The 13,715-nt window shown below is 40.6% G+C and carries 19 protein-coding genes and 1 riboswitch; of the genes, 15 read left to right on the forward strand and 4 right to left on the reverse strand.

Annotated elements, in window-relative coordinates:
- Positions 1-31: 31 nt before the first annotated feature.
- The gene (locus M1D84_RS08225; protein ID WP_024422856.1) at positions 32-916 is read right to left on the reverse strand and encodes a DUF1002 domain-containing protein; all 885 of its coding nucleotides are present in this window, start codon (positions 914-916) and stop codon (positions 32-34) included.
- A 321-nt stretch (positions 917-1,237) separates the two neighbouring features.
- Between M1D84_RS08225 and M1D84_RS08230 the strand changes: the two genes are divergently transcribed.
- Positions 1,238-1,675 carry a peptidylprolyl isomerase gene (locus tag M1D84_RS08230; RefSeq protein ID WP_008359679.1) on the forward strand — a complete coding sequence of 146 codons (438 nt, stop codon included), beginning with the start codon at positions 1,238-1,240 and terminating at the stop codon, positions 1,673-1,675.
- Between the two features lie 30 nt (positions 1,676-1,705).
- Here the strand turns inward: M1D84_RS08230 and M1D84_RS08235 are convergent, their stop codons facing one another.
- Positions 1,706-2,920 (reverse strand): MFS transporter, encoded by a 1,215-nt coding sequence (locus M1D84_RS08235; RefSeq protein WP_414629323.1) that lies wholly within the window; start codon positions 2,918-2,920, stop codon positions 1,706-1,708.
- Positions 2,921-3,231: 311 nt separating this feature from the next.
- Here M1D84_RS08235 and M1D84_RS08240 point away from each other — a divergent pair, with 311 nt between their 5' ends.
- The 7 genes from M1D84_RS08240 (at position 3,232) to M1D84_RS08270 (ending at position 7,585) form a co-directional block, all read left to right on the forward strand.
- Entirely contained in the window at positions 3,232-3,813 is a 582-nt protein-coding gene (locus M1D84_RS08240; RefSeq protein ID WP_024422854.1) for a TetR/AcrR family transcriptional regulator, read from the forward strand.
- A gap of 211 nt (positions 3,814-4,024) precedes the next feature.
- Positions 4,025-4,261 carry a DUF2164 domain-containing protein gene (locus M1D84_RS08245; RefSeq protein WP_024422853.1) on the forward strand — a complete coding sequence of 79 codons (237 nt, stop codon included), beginning with the start codon at positions 4,025-4,027 and terminating at the stop codon, positions 4,259-4,261.
- 229 nt (positions 4,262-4,490) lie between these two features.
- Positions 4,491-4,835: a hypothetical protein gene (locus M1D84_RS08250; RefSeq protein WP_024422852.1), complete on the forward strand. Its 345-nt coding sequence runs from the start codon at positions 4,491-4,493 to the stop codon at positions 4,833-4,835.
- A gap of 108 nt (positions 4,836-4,943) precedes the next feature.
- Positions 4,944-5,085, forward strand: a riboswitch (FMN riboswitch).
- A gap of 253 nt (positions 5,086-5,338) precedes the next feature.
- Entirely contained in the window at positions 5,339-5,989 is a 651-nt protein-coding gene (ribE, locus tag M1D84_RS08255) for a riboflavin synthase (RefSeq protein ID WP_024422851.1), read from the forward strand.
- Positions 5,990-6,000: 11 nt separating this feature from the next.
- Positions 6,001-6,627 (forward strand): 3,4-dihydroxy-2-butanone-4-phosphate synthase, encoded by a 627-nt coding sequence (gene ribB / locus M1D84_RS08260; protein WP_080652974.1) that lies wholly within the window; start codon positions 6,001-6,003, stop codon positions 6,625-6,627.
- Positions 6,628-6,653: 26 nt separating this feature from the next.
- Complete coding sequence (gene ribH / locus M1D84_RS08265; RefSeq protein WP_029706184.1) at positions 6,654-7,118, forward strand: 6,7-dimethyl-8-ribityllumazine synthase; 465 nt, start codon at positions 6,654-6,656, stop codon at positions 7,116-7,118.
- A 113-nt stretch (positions 7,119-7,231) separates the two neighbouring features.
- Positions 7,232-7,585, forward strand: coding sequence for a GNAT family N-acetyltransferase (locus tag M1D84_RS08270; RefSeq protein ID WP_024422850.1), 354 nt, complete (start codon positions 7,232-7,234; stop codon positions 7,583-7,585).
- A gap of 24 nt (positions 7,586-7,609) precedes the next feature.
- Here the strand turns inward: M1D84_RS08270 and M1D84_RS08275 are convergent, their stop codons facing one another.
- Both M1D84_RS08275 and M1D84_RS08280 read right to left on the reverse strand, forming a co-directional pair.
- A complete protein-coding gene (locus M1D84_RS08275) occupies positions 7,610-8,134 on the reverse strand; it encodes a DUF309 domain-containing protein (RefSeq protein ID WP_332284181.1) in 525 nt (174 codons plus the stop codon).
- Positions 8,135-8,224: 90 nt separating this feature from the next.
- Entirely contained in the window at positions 8,225-8,317 is a 93-nt protein-coding gene (locus M1D84_RS08280) for a YjcZ family sporulation protein (protein WP_012010430.1), read from the reverse strand.
- A 209-nt stretch (positions 8,318-8,526) separates the two neighbouring features.
- Between M1D84_RS08280 and M1D84_RS08285 the strand changes: the two genes are divergently transcribed.
- From M1D84_RS08285 to rluB, 7 genes are all read left to right on the forward strand, one after another.
- The gene (locus M1D84_RS08285) at positions 8,527-9,285 is read left to right on the forward strand and encodes a segregation/condensation protein A (protein WP_024422848.1); all 759 of its coding nucleotides are present in this window, start codon (positions 8,527-8,529) and stop codon (positions 9,283-9,285) included.
- Positions 9,275-9,868, forward strand: coding sequence for an SMC-Scp complex subunit ScpB (gene scpB, locus M1D84_RS08290; protein ID WP_024422847.1), 594 nt, complete (start codon positions 9,275-9,277; stop codon positions 9,866-9,868). The genes M1D84_RS08285 and scpB overlap by 11 nt, the downstream gene beginning before the upstream one ends.
- A 113-nt stretch (positions 9,869-9,981) precedes the next feature.
- Positions 9,982-10,461 carry a YpuI family protein gene (locus M1D84_RS08295; protein WP_206533717.1) on the forward strand — a complete coding sequence of 160 codons (480 nt, stop codon included), beginning with the start codon at positions 9,982-9,984 and terminating at the stop codon, positions 10,459-10,461.
- 113 nt (positions 10,462-10,574) lie between these two features.
- Positions 10,575-11,726 carry a D-alanyl-D-alanine carboxypeptidase family protein gene (locus M1D84_RS08300; RefSeq protein WP_024428069.1) on the forward strand — a complete coding sequence of 384 codons (1,152 nt, stop codon included), beginning with the start codon at positions 10,575-10,577 and terminating at the stop codon, positions 11,724-11,726.
- Entirely contained in the window at positions 11,714-12,301 is a 588-nt protein-coding gene (locus tag M1D84_RS08305; RefSeq protein WP_024422844.1) for a nucleoside recognition domain-containing protein, read from the forward strand. Before M1D84_RS08300 ends, M1D84_RS08305 begins: the two co-directional genes overlap by 13 nt.
- A gap of 4 nt (positions 12,302-12,305) precedes the next feature.
- A complete protein-coding gene (locus M1D84_RS08310; protein WP_024422843.1) occupies positions 12,306-12,842 on the forward strand; it encodes a spore maturation protein in 537 nt (178 codons plus the stop codon).
- 135 nt (positions 12,843-12,977) lie between these two features.
- Entirely contained in the window at positions 12,978-13,712 is a 735-nt protein-coding gene (rluB, locus tag M1D84_RS08315; protein WP_458106436.1) for a 23S rRNA pseudouridine(2605) synthase RluB, read from the forward strand.
- Positions 13,713-13,715: the final 3 nt, after the last annotated feature.

Raw genomic sequence — 13,715 nt, forward strand, 5'->3', positions numbered from 1 at the left:
GCCTGGAGTTCAGGCAGCTTTTTTTCATGAATTATTTTCCTCCAGTGAATACAGAAACGATCGCATTCCAAATGGAGACAAAGAAATCCCAAATCTTTTGAAGAAGGTTTTTCCCTTCATCCGATTCTATGAATTTAGTAATCTTGTCTTTTGCTTTATCAATTTGAGATCCTACTTGATTCCAATCGATATTGATGTTTTTCATTTTATCAAATAGCGAGACAAGCTGATCTTTTTGATCCTGCGTCAGATTTAAATTCAAATCAGACGCAGCCTGATCCACTTTTTCTTCTACTTCTTTTGTGGTTTTAGGGACACCATTTTTTGCAATGTCATCTTTGATTTTTGCAATAAGGGCAGAAGCGTTATCTTTCCCGATAGAGTCACCCAATTTAGAAGTTGTCACAAGCTCTTCGTTTGCCACCTGCTTCACATCTTCTGGAATGGCTTTGTCGCTTGACACCTCATAAGCTTTTAGTAAGCCTGTCAGTGCGGCTGTACCAGATACTTCAAATGGAGCAGTCACGACAACCTTGGCATCTTTGACACCTGCTGTCATTAAAGCATTTAAATACATCTCATCTGTAATGGTCTTGATGTTGTGTGTATCCACAGTGAGACCAGTACCTGATTTTTCAATGGTAATCGATGAAGATGATAATGCTCTCGTCCCGATAGAAGAACGAGGGATATACTTTCCTAAATATTCGTGCTCTTCTTTATTGGTTACTTCAATTTTTGTCGCATTTTCAGGTGGATTCAACTCGTCAAGCACCTTCTGGCGATCAGCCGGTGTTAAGTCTTGCCCGAGTGTGACGATGACATCGCCGACAGCTGCATCCGCTAAGCTGACTTTTGGCGCACCAATAAGGAAAAGGAGCGCTGCCATCATACCAAGCATCATTTTTTTAAACATGTTGACCTCCTTCAAGTCGAAAGCGTTCCTCTTTCAAGAGAAACTTATCTTTTGAGTACACGTGATGAAGTGCACTCCATCATATAGACGTAACAAATTGGCTCGACGTTTCAATTTTCTTTTTAAGATGTGTTCCTGTTCCAATAAATGAAAACATGTCATTTAGTCAGATATCATTTTATTAGGAAAAAAGGATCAAGCAACCCTATTTTATCAATCATCAGTTAAGAGGTAAATGACAATCGAAGAGCAGGGGATGTTTAACATCACCGGAAATGTGCTATAATGAGCGTTGTTTAACTTGAAAGGAGAATGTGAAAAATGGCGAAAAAAGGATACATACAATTAACGAATGGAAAGAAAATTGAGTTTGAACTTTACCCAGAGGCTGCTCCAGGTACAGTAGCAAACTTTGAAAAATTAGCGAATGAAGGCTTCTACGATGGATTAAAATTCCACCGCGTGATCCCAGGCTTCGTCAGCCAAGGCGGCGACCCAAACGGTAATGGAACGGGTGGTCCTGGTTACACAATTAAATGTGAAACAGAAGGAAATCCACATCAGCACGAAAGAGGTTCATTATCAATGGCACATGCTGGTAAAGACACAGGCGGCAGCCAATTCTTTATCGTACATGACCCGCAGCCGCACTTAAACGGTGTTCACACTGTTTTTGGCAAGGTAACATCTGGTATCGAGGCTGTACTTGATATGGAGCAAGGGCAAGGCATGGAAAAAGTTGAAGTTGTAGATGCTTAATCTAAAACACCGCTTAATCGCGGTGTTTTTTTATTTTGTTTGTGAGACGACTGTGATATGTTTCGTTAGGCGGTAGGTGATGAACCAATACAAAATGGCTAAAGCGCTGATAGAGGCACCAAAGAGACATACTCCGCTCCAGCCGTAGGTCGCGTATATACTGGTTGAAACAATTGAACCGGTCGCACTGCCGATGGAGTAAAAAATCATGTAAGCCGCAGTAAGCCGGCTTCTTGCCTCAGCCCGTACTGTAAAAATCATACTCTGATTGGTCACATGAACTGCCTGCACAGATAGGTCAAGAATGATAATGCCAATGACTAATGCAATAAGTGAATGTTCAGTCAAACTGATGAAAAACCATGAAATGAATAATAGGACAAGGGCTATACCAGTTGTGATCTGTCCAAAACCTCGATCAGCAAGGCTGCCAGCCCGAGCAGCCCCTAACGCTCCGGCTGCTCCAGCAAGACCAAATGCGCCAATTGCAGTATGTGAAAGAGGGTATGGCGCAGTACTGAGAGGCAGTACGAGTGAAGTCCATAACGTACCAAAGACGATAAAAATCAAAAGAGCCAAAATCCCACGGATGCGCAGGATTCGTTCTTGTATGAACAATATAAACATTGAACGAAGCAGATGAACATAGGATAATGACTCTCTTTTGCTGTCATCACGCGGGAGCACTCGGAACAATACGCCAGTTAGGATAAGCATGATGACGGCAGAAACAAGATAAACAGACCTCCAGCCAGCAAAATCGGTTAATACACCAGCAAAGGTTCGAGCGAGAAGAATGCCGGTTACGATTCCACTTTGCACCAAGCCGACTATACGGCCGCGTTCTTCTGGAGCAGCCCAACTTGCTGCAAACGCAACGAGTACCTGAGTGACTACAGCGAGCAGTCCGACCACTGCTAATCCTAGAAATAGGACGGTGACGATAGGAGCGATGCCGACTAGAATGAGGGCAAGCACAGATAAAAGCATCTGACCGATAATGAGCCGTCGTCGATTCAACAGATCACCAAGCGGTACTATCAGTAGCAGCCCCGCCGCATAACAAAGCTGAGTAATCGTAATGACAATACCAATGGATGAATACGTGATACCGAACTCGTCTGCCAGTGAATCTAGTAACGGTTGTGCGAAGTATATGTTTGCAACAGCCATCCCGCACGCTGCTGCAAAAAGTAGTGCCATATAGTGACTCATCTTTGATTCAGGTTTTAACCGAAAATTCATATCAGGATGATCTCTTGGAGTCATTTCATCTTTAACCATTCATTGCATCCTCTCCTTTTTATACTAAAGAGTATAATATATCGATCGGTATAAAACGATTCCTGTTAATGATAACCAATAAAATATTTTAAAGTCAAGAGTTTCATCCAGTTATTCTAAGTTGATCTTGATTAAAGAAAGACAGTTTGACAATTTTACATGAATAAAATAAAATTATAATGTACTGATTGGTAATAAAAAATGATATCCTTACAAATAAATGAATAATTGTTTTGGTGAAATGATTTTATTGTTGAAAAGAGGAATTGAGGATGGTTCGACAGCGTGAGTTTGATGAGAAAAAAGCGTTGGATGATGCAATGGTGCTTTTTTGGGAAAAGGGGTATAGAGCTACAACGTTAAGCGATTTGACTGCAAAAATGGGAATACAGCGGCCAAGCTTATACTCAGCCTTTGGAGATAAAGAGGAGTTATTTGAGGCTGCATTACGTAAATATACAAAGCAGCATGCAGCCCATATTCGAACAAAACTTCAAAACAATCAATCTGTAAAGAAAGCATTTCATACTTTATTTACAGATGTAGTGGAAGAGGAATATAGAGATGGCCCGAGTAAAGGCTGTTTTTGCATTAATACGATAGTGGAACTTGCTCCACACGAAGAGAAATTTGAAATTCTGACAAGAGAGCATCAGATGTATCTTTCGGTCATATTTGAAGAAAAGATTGTGCAAGGTATTCGCTCGGGTGAGCTTGAAAGCAGCTTGAATGCTAAAGCCTTAGCACAGACACTGGTCGTTTCTTTCATCGGGCTTACCGTCCTCATGAAGTCACGTCCAGAGCGTTCATTTGTAGATCATTCTGTAGCGACGATCCTATCCATTTTAAAATAAAATGGACAACACGCTATGACAGCTTCCATGAAAAAATCATCAGCATAGTGAAAGCGTATTTGATCCATTACATCAAAATACGCTTTTTCTTATAGGGCAGTCATGCACAGAATGTATTTTTATGATATGATAGGAGAACAAACATTCGTATTTGCGGGGTGCCAGCATATCAGATGCAAATGAAGAAATCTGAAAGAAAGAAGGGGATACTTTGAAACCACTCACAAAAGAAGAGAAAAATCAAATGACGATGGCCATTCAGCGTTATTTTGCTGAAGAACGAGAAGAAGAGATTGGTGAATTAGCAGCCATTAATATACTAGAATTTATCACAAAAAACCTTGGAAGCTACTACTATAATCAAGGGGTTCGCGACAGCCGCAGCATCGCTGTTCAGCGGTCACAATTGTTAGAGGAAGACTTATTTGCACTCGAAAAAAGAATATAATGAAAAGCTTGCTGTATGGTGTGTTACGAACTAATAAACAGGAAAAAGACCCCCTTAATAAAGAACGCATATTCGTATCATATGTAATGATTAAGAGGTGGAACCAAAGGGCCATCTGAATCGTTATATAAGTAACCATTAATGAAAATCAGCTTTTTTGGTTTTATTTCAATAAAAGAAGGAATAAAACATACAAATAGGCGAAGTGCAGATGATGGAGGTTCTAAATATGGGGAAAATTAAATTAAAAATTGTGATCTTATTTGTTTTACTGCTTTGTTTAGGCGCAGGTTATTTATACATGAATGGCATGAAAATTGAAGATGTGCCAACAGCTATTGGCGAAAGCTTAACAAATAATGATAAAGATTATACCATCTATGAATATACCATTACGAAAATTGATGGAGATGAATATTACGGTCAAGCGAAGAATGGCACAAAAATCATTTTTAATGGTAAGAAATTTGAAGATGATGTGGCTGATCTGAAAAAAGGCGATCGTATTAAAGCCTACTTTAGTAATGAAAAAAGAATAGATGGACTGATAAAAGTAGTAAAAGTCGTTAATTAACATGTCTCCTTTCCTATAAGGAGGCTTTTTTTTTGTGAAGAAATCTTGATTGTTGCATTTGACAACAAGGATCGCTATAATAGCCCCTAAGGACAGCTAAATATCGATTGTATCCTTCGGGGCAGGGTGAAAATCCCGACCGACGGTAATAAAGCAAATGCTTTACAGCCCGTGACCCGTTAATTTATTAACGGTTGATTCAGTGAAAAGCTGAAGCCGACAGTGAAAGTCTGGATGGGAGAAGGATAAAGAAAGCTATGAACGAAAAATATTTGTTGATCATAGTCTTATTTCTGATGCAAAAAAACCACAGCCCCGGAATTTTTTCCGGGGCTTTCTGTATGATTTTGTCGTTAATAGACTGCATGCAGTGTTTATTTGGTGATCCCTCATCTACCTTGTATGGACCATAAAAAGCGACGAAGGTGCTCAATCGATCACATGTCCCTAACATCGCTTTTTTTAAAAGTGAGAAATACAAATGAAACGAAAGGGAGGATCACATGTTTACGGGGATAATTGAAGAAGTTGGCACCGTTCAGTCATTAAGTAAAAAGTCAGCAGATGCCATGGAAATTGTCATTACATGCAGCCGTGTGCTGGAAGATGTTCACCTCGGAGACAGTATCGCCATTAATGGAGTATGTCTCACAGTCACTAGCTTCACAAAAGAACAGTTCGCGGCAGATGTGATGCCAGAGACGGTCAAAGCGACATCGCTGGATCAGCTGACAAAAGGCAGTCCAGTGAATTTAGAGCGAGCCATGTCCTCAAATGGACGATTTGGCGGCCACTTTGTCTCAGGCCATGTTGATGGAACGGCTGTCATTACCCGGATAGAAAAGAAGAGTAATGCCATTTACTATGATTTAAAGATGAACAAGACCCTCACAGATATGCTCACCCAAAAGGGTTCGATCGCAATAGATGGTGTCAGCTTGACCATTTTCGATTTGCGAGATTCACATGTCACAGTCTCTATTATTCCTCACACGCTTGAAGGAACTATTTTCCCGACTAAATCTATGGGGGATATCGTGAATATAGAGTGTGACATGATCGGTAAATACATTTATCGCTTTTTAACAAAAGAGCAGAGCGAAAAACAGCCATCTCGATTGACCCCATCATTTCTAAAAGAGCACGGATTCTAGGAGGCGATTGTATGTATCATTCCGTTGATGAGGCAGTAAATGCCCTTAAACAAGGAGAAATCATTATCGTAGTGGATGATGAAGACAGAGAAAATGAAGGAGACTTTGTGGCACTTGCTGAGCATGCCACACCTGAGGTGATTAACTTCATGGCATTACATGGAAGAGGCCTCATTTGTACGCCAGTCCATGCGTCGATCGCCAAACACCTGAATCTGCATCCAATGGTTGAACATAATACGGATGCACACCATACAGCATTTACAGTAAGCATCGACCATGTGACAACGACGACTGGTATTAGTGCTTTTGAGCGCTCCACGACCATGCTGGCCATGTTAAATAAAGACGCAAAACCAGAAGAGTTTGCCCGTCCAGGACATGTTTTTCCGCTTATTGCAAAAGAGGGCGGCGTACTAGAAAGACCGGGTCATACAGAGGCGGCGGTTGATCTTGCTAAACTGGCAGGCTCAGAGCCAGCGGGTGTCATATGTGAAATTATGAATGCAGATGGATCAATGGCGCGCGTCCCTGAACTAAAGGAGATCCAAAAACAGCATGATTTAAAGATGCTGACAATCGAAGCATTACAGACATATTTAAACAACAATCGAACAGCCGCTATTGAAACAAAATAAAAATCACAAAAAAGGATGATCAACATATGAATACAATACAAGGCCATGTAGTAGCAGAAGGACTAAAATTTGCAATCGTTGTAGCGAGATTCAATGATTTTATTACAAGTAAACTGTTAGATGGAGCAGAAGATACATTACTCAGACACGGAGCAAATGGTGATGATATCGATGTGGTGTGGGTACCAGGCGCTTTTGAAATCCCGTACATGGCAAAAAAATTAGCAGAAACCAAAAAATATGATGCAGTCATCACACTTGGAACCGTGATCAGAGGCGCAACGACTCACTATGATTACGTTTGTAATGAAGCTGCTAAAGGAATTGCTCAGAGTGCTATGTCAACAGGGGTACCGATTATCTTTGGTGTACTCACAACAGAATCTATTGAACAAGCCATTGAAAGAGCTGGTACAAAAGCAGGAAATAAAGGCAGCGAATCGGCTGCAGCTGCTATTGAAATGGCGAATCTCAATCGAACGTTCTCTTAATTTAGTGAAAAAGAGTTTAAAAACGGTATAAAAATGTTTATAATGTGTGATGAGCAAATGAATCATAAGACATTTGCTGGAAATTAGGATAATTTGAATATTGAGGGGTATATATGTTAATTCGTTACAAGAGGTCTTTTGAAAAAATTGCCATGGGACTTCTGTCCTTTATGCCGGGTGAGAAAGACGTCAAACAGCTTCAGCAGACGATGAAGTCATATGAAATGGATGAAGATCGGCAGCTGTTCCTATGGAAAGATGGCGAGGATATTGTAGGTGCTATTGGTGTGTTGAAAACAGACGACCAAGTACAAATTGAGCATATTAGTGTGAATCCATCCCATCGTGATCAAGGAATCGGCAAGGAAATGGTTTTAGCCGTGGAAGAAATATTTAAAACCAAAACACTCATTCCAAATGAATTAACGCAAGGCTTCTTTCATAAGTGTCACAGCGAATCAAATTAAATATCACACATGTAAAAGCAGAGGCTACAGTCCTCTGCTTTTTTTACGTTCAATCTGCTTTTTTCGTTCCAGCAAAACTTCTGTCCGGTCACGGAGTCTATGTTTTTCGATTAAAAATGTATGGGATAAGTTGCTTTCCTGTCCAAAGAGCAGTCCTTCTTTTTGGGCCATTTCTTGGCATAAAGAAAGAAGTGCTTCATCTTTGATTGGCAGCATCACACTTTCATAGGGCATATCTTCATCCATTTTCTTTTTCAGCGTTCTCAGAAGCATCAGAAATGCCTCATCATCCAGACCAAGATTCGATAATACTAAACGGTTTGCTTCTAACAAATGAAGACTGTTAGAAATGAGCCGTTTTGCTCCTTTTCCATTTCCCCGCCTTTGATGATACAAAGCAACCGCGAGCTGAATGAGCCCGACCCAATATTCTTTGCGCTGCTCAGGGGGATCTTCTTTCCAATATTCCTCTAAAATTTCATGACACTCAAAATAATCTCTTGTCGTATGAAATTCGTGTAAAAAAGCCACGTACGCTTCAGGATACACAGCGGTCATCTCCTTTTCCACTCTCAGTCTAACATATCGAAAAGAAAAGAAGAAAGAGCGTCCCTTTAGTGAAAAGGACGCTCTGTTTCTTTAATAAACCCAAGCCGCGCCAACGATGATCAGCAAGATGAAAAGCACGACAATAAGCGCGAATCCTCCGCCGAAGTTATAGCCATCTCCCATAATGATACGGCCTCCTTTTTCATCAGTTCTGATTACAATGGTATTCTATGTATAAATGCCCTTATTGGTATGGGCGGATCCACTGTTTTTCTCGATTTGCCTAAGGCATCATGGCCGAAATTATATTGGACGAGAGCTTTATCCTGTCTTATACTAAAGGTTAGCCGGTGAAACGGTACTTAGAAGACAGTAGAAATGGTGAGAAAAAGATGCTGGAATATCAGGTGAAAATAGATTCGTTTGAGGGTCCTTTGGACTTGCTTTTACATTTAATTAACCGGTTGGAAATTGATATTTATGATATTCCCGTCGCTAAAATTACGGAGCAGTATTTATTATATGTCCACACGATGAGGGAGCTTGAGCTCGATGTTGCGAGTGAATATTTGGTCATGGCTGCAACCCTCCTGAGTATTAAAAGCAGAATGCTTCTTCCGAAACAAGAGGAAGAGCTGTTTGATGAAGACCTGCTCGAAGAGGAAGAAGACCCTCGCGAAGAGCTGATTGGCAAATTGATTGAATACCGCAAGTATAAAAATGCAGCGCAAGAACTAAAGGAACGCGAAGAAGAAAGGCAAAATGCCTTTACAAAACCACCGAGTGATTTAAGCGAATTTGCAAAAGAATCAGAAGCGAAGGACACAAATTTACACGTAACGGTGTATGATATGTTAGGTGCGTTCCAAAAGGTATTAAATCGAAAGAAAATAACGAAACCAGCACCATCAAAGATTACAAGACAAGAAATCCCGATTGAAGACAAAATGAATGAGATTATGAACCATTTAAGAAAAACAAAAAAGCGGACCAATTTCATGACTCTATTTCAACATGATCAAAAGGAACACCTTGTCGTGACGTTTCTTGCTGTTCTCGAATTGATGAAAAGTCATCAAATCATGCTAGAGCAGGAAGGGAACTTTGAAGACATTTATATCATAGGGAGTGAAACGATTCATGACGCTTGATATCGTGAATTGGAAAGCCATCTTAGAAGCGCTGCTGTATGCAGCAGGTGACGAAGGCTTAACAAGAAAACAGCTCATGTCTGTTCTTGAAGTAGATGAGTCGGTATTACTCGACATTATGTCTTCCGTAAAGGAAGAATATCAAAAACAAGAACGAGGGATTGAGCTCATTGAATATGCAGATTCATATATGCTGCTGACGAAAAAAGAATACAGCATGTATTTAAAAAAATTAGTCGAGACACCATCCAAGGGTTTGTCGCAGGCAGCGCTGGAGGTGCTTGCCATTGTTTCTTATAAACAGCCGATTACACGCAGTGAGGTAGAGGAGATCAGAGGAGTCAAATCAGAGCGGGTACTTCATAGCTTAGTAGCCAAAGCACTGCTCTGTGAAGTAGGACGTGCCGATGGTCCGGGACGAGCGATTCTTTATGGGACAACCCCTACCTTTTTAGAGCAATTTGGCTTAAAAGCTTTAGATGAATTACCGCCGCTTCCAGAGAATGTAGAAGCAGATGGAGTACAAGAAGAGGCCGATCTATTTTTTGAAAACTTCAATCAAACATTTGAAGACATAAAATAGTTCAAAAGAATGAAAAATGTATGATAAAATATAAAAAAGATTTTAGGTCTAAAATCTTTTGATGACAGATAAAATGGTGACAAAGCCATGAGGGGAAGGTAAACACGAAACAAATGGCACATATGAATGTAAAGGCTCAAGTTGATCAAGCAGGCGTCTTTTTATCAAAGGTTGCAATTGAAATGAATGGTTTTCTGAACGAAACCACCTTATCAAGCTTGAAACGATTAAACCCCGAAGCGGAAGCCTATTATTGTGACATATTGAGTACATTAAGGAAGCTTGCAGTGTACAGCGAGGATGCAGCAGCAGTTTGCAGGAAAATGGGCCAGCAGCAGACATTCCCGCAGCAAGCCGCACAGCAGATGCTCCACCGTATTTATCATCAATGTATTGAAGAATTTTTCACGCCTAAAAAGGATACATGGTATGAAGACAGCCGTTCGGCCTATACAGGAAAAAGCAGCATTGTTTTTCACCATGAAGTATCCGCTGATATGAAACGATTATTTTCTTCATTAGAAAAAGACTTTTTAGCGATGAGAGAAGAGCTGGAATATACGACTTCTCATCAGCAAGTGAAAATGGTATAAGCAACTTGAAGAAGCGCCTCTATACGTAGAGGCGCTTTTTTTTATGGACGAGGCATCATAACTTTTTCAGCTGAGCATACACTTGTACAAAACGGACAAGGACGTGAATGAACATGCCCTATTTAAAAATTGGAACAGCAGTCCTTCTTCTATTTACACTCTTACTGCCTTTTTCCTCACATGCCAAAGCAGACATTTCATTATCAGTGAGTGCAAGAAGCGCCATTTTAATAGATGGACAGTCAGGCAGAGTCCTATTTGGAAAGGACGAGCACGAAAAAAGAAGAATCGCCAGTATTACAAAAATTATGACGGCTGTATTAGCCATTGAATCAGGAAAAATGAAAGATACCGTCAAAGTATCAAAACGTGCGATTCAGGCGGAGGGGTCATCCATTTATTTAAAGGAAGGGCAGAAGGTGAGCTTAGAAGATTTGACATACGGGCTCATGCTGCGTTCTGGAAATGATGCAGCTGTTGCCATTGCAGAGCATGTTGGCGGCAGCTTAGAAGGATTTATCTTTATGATGAATCAAAAGGCGGCTGAACTAGGAATGGAAAATACGAATTTTCAAAATCCGCACGGACTCGATGATCATAAAAATCATTATTCATCAGCCTATGACATGGCGATCCTAACAAAATACGCGATGAAACATAAACAATATCAAAAAATTGCCGGTACAACTTTCTATAAAGCGAAGACAATGGAAGGCTATTGGAAAAATAAAAACAAGCTGCTCACCGGTTTATACGAATATTCCACTGGAGGGAAAACAGGATATACAAAGCTTGCAAAACGAACACTTGTCTCCACCGCTGCAAAGGGTGATGCTCAGCTGATCGCTGTGACCATTAATGCACCTGACGACTGGAAGGATCATATTTCTATGTTTGAATATGCATTTGATCACTATAAAACGTATGTGCTTGCTGAAAAAGGAAGGCTTGCTTCGTTAAAAGGGACCTTTTACGAAAAAAAAGCGTTTATCAAGCGTGATGTGGACTATTTTTTAAATGAAGATGAGAAAAAACTTGTCAAAATTGAAACGGAAATGCTCACCCCTGAAAAGAAATGGAAAAAAAACGCCGAAGCCATCCCAGATGTTGTAGGAAAAATGACGATTTTATTAGATGGACAGGTGATCGAGCAATTACCGATTTTTTATGAAAATAAACGAAACCGCATGCCTCAAAAAAGCTTTCAAGAAATGTTTAAGTCTGTCTTTCAGACATCTATAGGCGGATCTTCATGGTCAATCTAATTTGGGTATTTCTCACTGTCATCGGTCTTGTCTATGCGATGTTTAATGGAACGATGCAGGAAGTGAACGAGGCTGTATTTAAAGGCTCAAAAGAAGCGGTTACCATTTCAATTGGTTTGATTAGTGTCCTCGTTTTTTGGCTCGGGCTCATGAAGATTGCCGAAGAGGCAGGGCTGTTAAATTTCTTTAGTAAATTGTGCCGGCCCTTTATTTCAAAGCTATTCCCGGATATTCCGCCTAATCATCCTGCGATGGGATATATTTTATCCAATCTCATGGCGAATTTCTTTGGTCTCGGGAATGCCGCTACACCGCTTGGGATTAAGGCGATGGAGCAGATGAAAGCATTAAACGGCGGAAAAAATGAGGCAAGCCGTTCTATGATTACATTTCTAGCGGTCAACACATCCTCTATCACACTTGTGCCAACAACCGTCATTGCAATAAGAATGACCTATGGGGCAGATCAGCCAACAGACATTGTAGGGCCAACCATTTTAGCAACACTCATTTCAGGAATCGGTGCAATTATCATCGATCGTTATTTCCACTATCGCAGAAGCAGGCGGGGGTGATCTTGTGGCATTTATTAACTGGCTGTCACTTGCTTTGATTCCACTGATCATCGCAGGAATTTTGATTGCTGGAACCATTAAAAAGGTACCAACCTATGAAACATTTGTGGAGGGAGGAAAAGAGGGCATTCAAATTGCCTTTTCAATCATTCCCTATTTAGTCGGTATGCTTGTAGCCATTACGATATTTCGTGCATCAGGTGCGCTTGATTTTGTTATGGGACTATTAAAACCAGTCTTTACAGCGATTGGTTTCCCGCCAGAAGTCGTGCCGCTTGCGTTTATTCGCCCGATATCAGGAACGGCTGCACTTGGAATGACATCTGACTTAATAGCGACGTATGGCCCAGATTCTTTTATTGGCCAGCTTGCAGCTGTCATGCAAGGGTCAACAGACACCACCCTTTACATTTTAACGGTCTATTTTGGAGCAGTCGGGATTAAAAAAATGGGAGATGCGCTGAAAGTAGGTTTGCTAGCAGATCTCATTGGTGTCATTGCCTCTGTGATTATCGTCAGTTTGTTATTTAGCGGCGCCTAATCAGGCGCTTTTTTGTATTTCATGGATGGAAAATCGCTTTTTAGCTGAAATTAGACAGACGAAACGCTTATTTTTCCACGAATGCTTGTTTGTTTTAAGTCAAGCAAGTAAGATAGTACATGAGGTGAAAGACAAATGGAACGTTTACAGAAAGTAATTGCACATGCCGGCGTCGCTTCAAGACGAAAGGCTGAAGAATTAATTAAAGAAGGACGAGTTACCGTTAATGGTCAAACAGTGACAGAGCTCGGAGTGAAGGTGGGCTCTTCAGATAAAATTGAAGTCAATGGATTAAAGCTTGAAAGAGAAGAACCGATTTACTTTATGCTTTATAAACCGCGCGGCGTCATTTCGGCTGCCGAGGATGATAAAGGACGCAAGGTCGTCACAGATTTCTTTGATGATGTCCCGCAGCGCCTTTATCCAATCGGGCGGTTAGATTATGATACGAGCGGTTTGATTTTGATTACAAATGATGGGGAATTTGCCCATAAGCTCATGCACCCGAAATATGAAATTGATAAAACGTATGCAGCGAAGCTAAAAGGCATTCCATCAAAGGAACTGCTTAGAAAGCTAGAAAAAGGGATCATGTTAGATCATAAAAAAACAGCACCTGCTCGTGCGAAAATGCTTTCTATTGATAAACGAAAACAAACTTGTATTGTTCAATTAACCATTCACGAAGGCAGAAACAGACAGGTGCGCCGCATGTTTGAAGCGATTGGACATGATGTGTTAAAGCTAAAAAGGGAGCAATATTCGTTCCTTCATATTGAAGGTATGAGACCAGGAGACCGCAGAGAATTGTCTCCGCATGAAGTAAAACGCCTGAGAGCAATTGCCGATCATGGGAAAAGCGCTTTTTAATTT

The organism is Bacillus sp. PK5-006 (genome assembly GCF_054161415.1).

What these genes read in the sequence shown, in the direction of transcription:
- M1D84_RS08225 (WP_024422856.1), bottom strand. Translation starts at nt 916, where the DNA reads ATGTTTAAAAAAATGATGCTTGGTATGATGGCAGCGCTCCTTTTCCTT.
- M1D84_RS08230 (WP_008359679.1), top strand. Translation starts at nt 1,238, where the DNA reads ATGGCGAAAAAAGGATACATACAATTAACGAATGGAAAGAAAATTGAG.
- M1D84_RS08235 (WP_414629323.1), bottom strand. Translation starts at nt 2,920, where the DNA reads ATGAATTTTCGGTTAAAACCTGAATCAAAGATGAGTCACTATATGGCA.
- M1D84_RS08240 (WP_024422854.1), top strand. Translation starts at nt 3,232, where the DNA reads ATGGTTCGACAGCGTGAGTTTGATGAGAAAAAAGCGTTGGATGATGCA.
- M1D84_RS08250 (WP_024422852.1), top strand. Translation starts at nt 4,491, where the DNA reads ATGGGGAAAATTAAATTAAAAATTGTGATCTTATTTGTTTTACTGCTT.
- ribE (WP_024422851.1), top strand. Translation starts at nt 5,339, where the DNA reads ATGTTTACGGGGATAATTGAAGAAGTTGGCACCGTTCAGTCATTAAGT.
- ribB (WP_080652974.1), top strand. Translation starts at nt 6,001, where the DNA reads ATGTATCATTCCGTTGATGAGGCAGTAAATGCCCTTAAACAAGGAGAA.
- ribH (WP_029706184.1), top strand. Translation starts at nt 6,654, where the DNA reads ATGAATACAATACAAGGCCATGTAGTAGCAGAAGGACTAAAATTTGCA.
- M1D84_RS08270 (WP_024422850.1), top strand. Translation starts at nt 7,232, where the DNA reads ATGTTAATTCGTTACAAGAGGTCTTTTGAAAAAATTGCCATGGGACTT.
- M1D84_RS08280 (WP_012010430.1), bottom strand. Translation starts at nt 8,317, where the DNA reads ATGGGAGATGGCTATAACTTCGGCGGAGGATTCGCGCTTATTGTCGTG.
- M1D84_RS08285 (WP_024422848.1), top strand. Translation starts at nt 8,527, where the DNA reads ATGCTGGAATATCAGGTGAAAATAGATTCGTTTGAGGGTCCTTTGGAC.
- scpB (WP_024422847.1), top strand. Translation starts at nt 9,275, where the DNA reads ATGACGCTTGATATCGTGAATTGGAAAGCCATCTTAGAAGCGCTGCTG.
- M1D84_RS08295 (WP_206533717.1), top strand. Translation starts at nt 9,982, where the DNA reads ATGGCACATATGAATGTAAAGGCTCAAGTTGATCAAGCAGGCGTCTTT.
- M1D84_RS08300 (WP_024428069.1), top strand. Translation starts at nt 10,575, where the DNA reads ATGCCCTATTTAAAAATTGGAACAGCAGTCCTTCTTCTATTTACACTC.
- M1D84_RS08305 (WP_024422844.1), top strand. Translation starts at nt 11,714, where the DNA reads ATGGTCAATCTAATTTGGGTATTTCTCACTGTCATCGGTCTTGTCTAT.
- rluB (WP_458106436.1), top strand. Translation starts at nt 12,978, where the DNA reads ATGGAACGTTTACAGAAAGTAATTGCACATGCCGGCGTCGCTTCAAGA.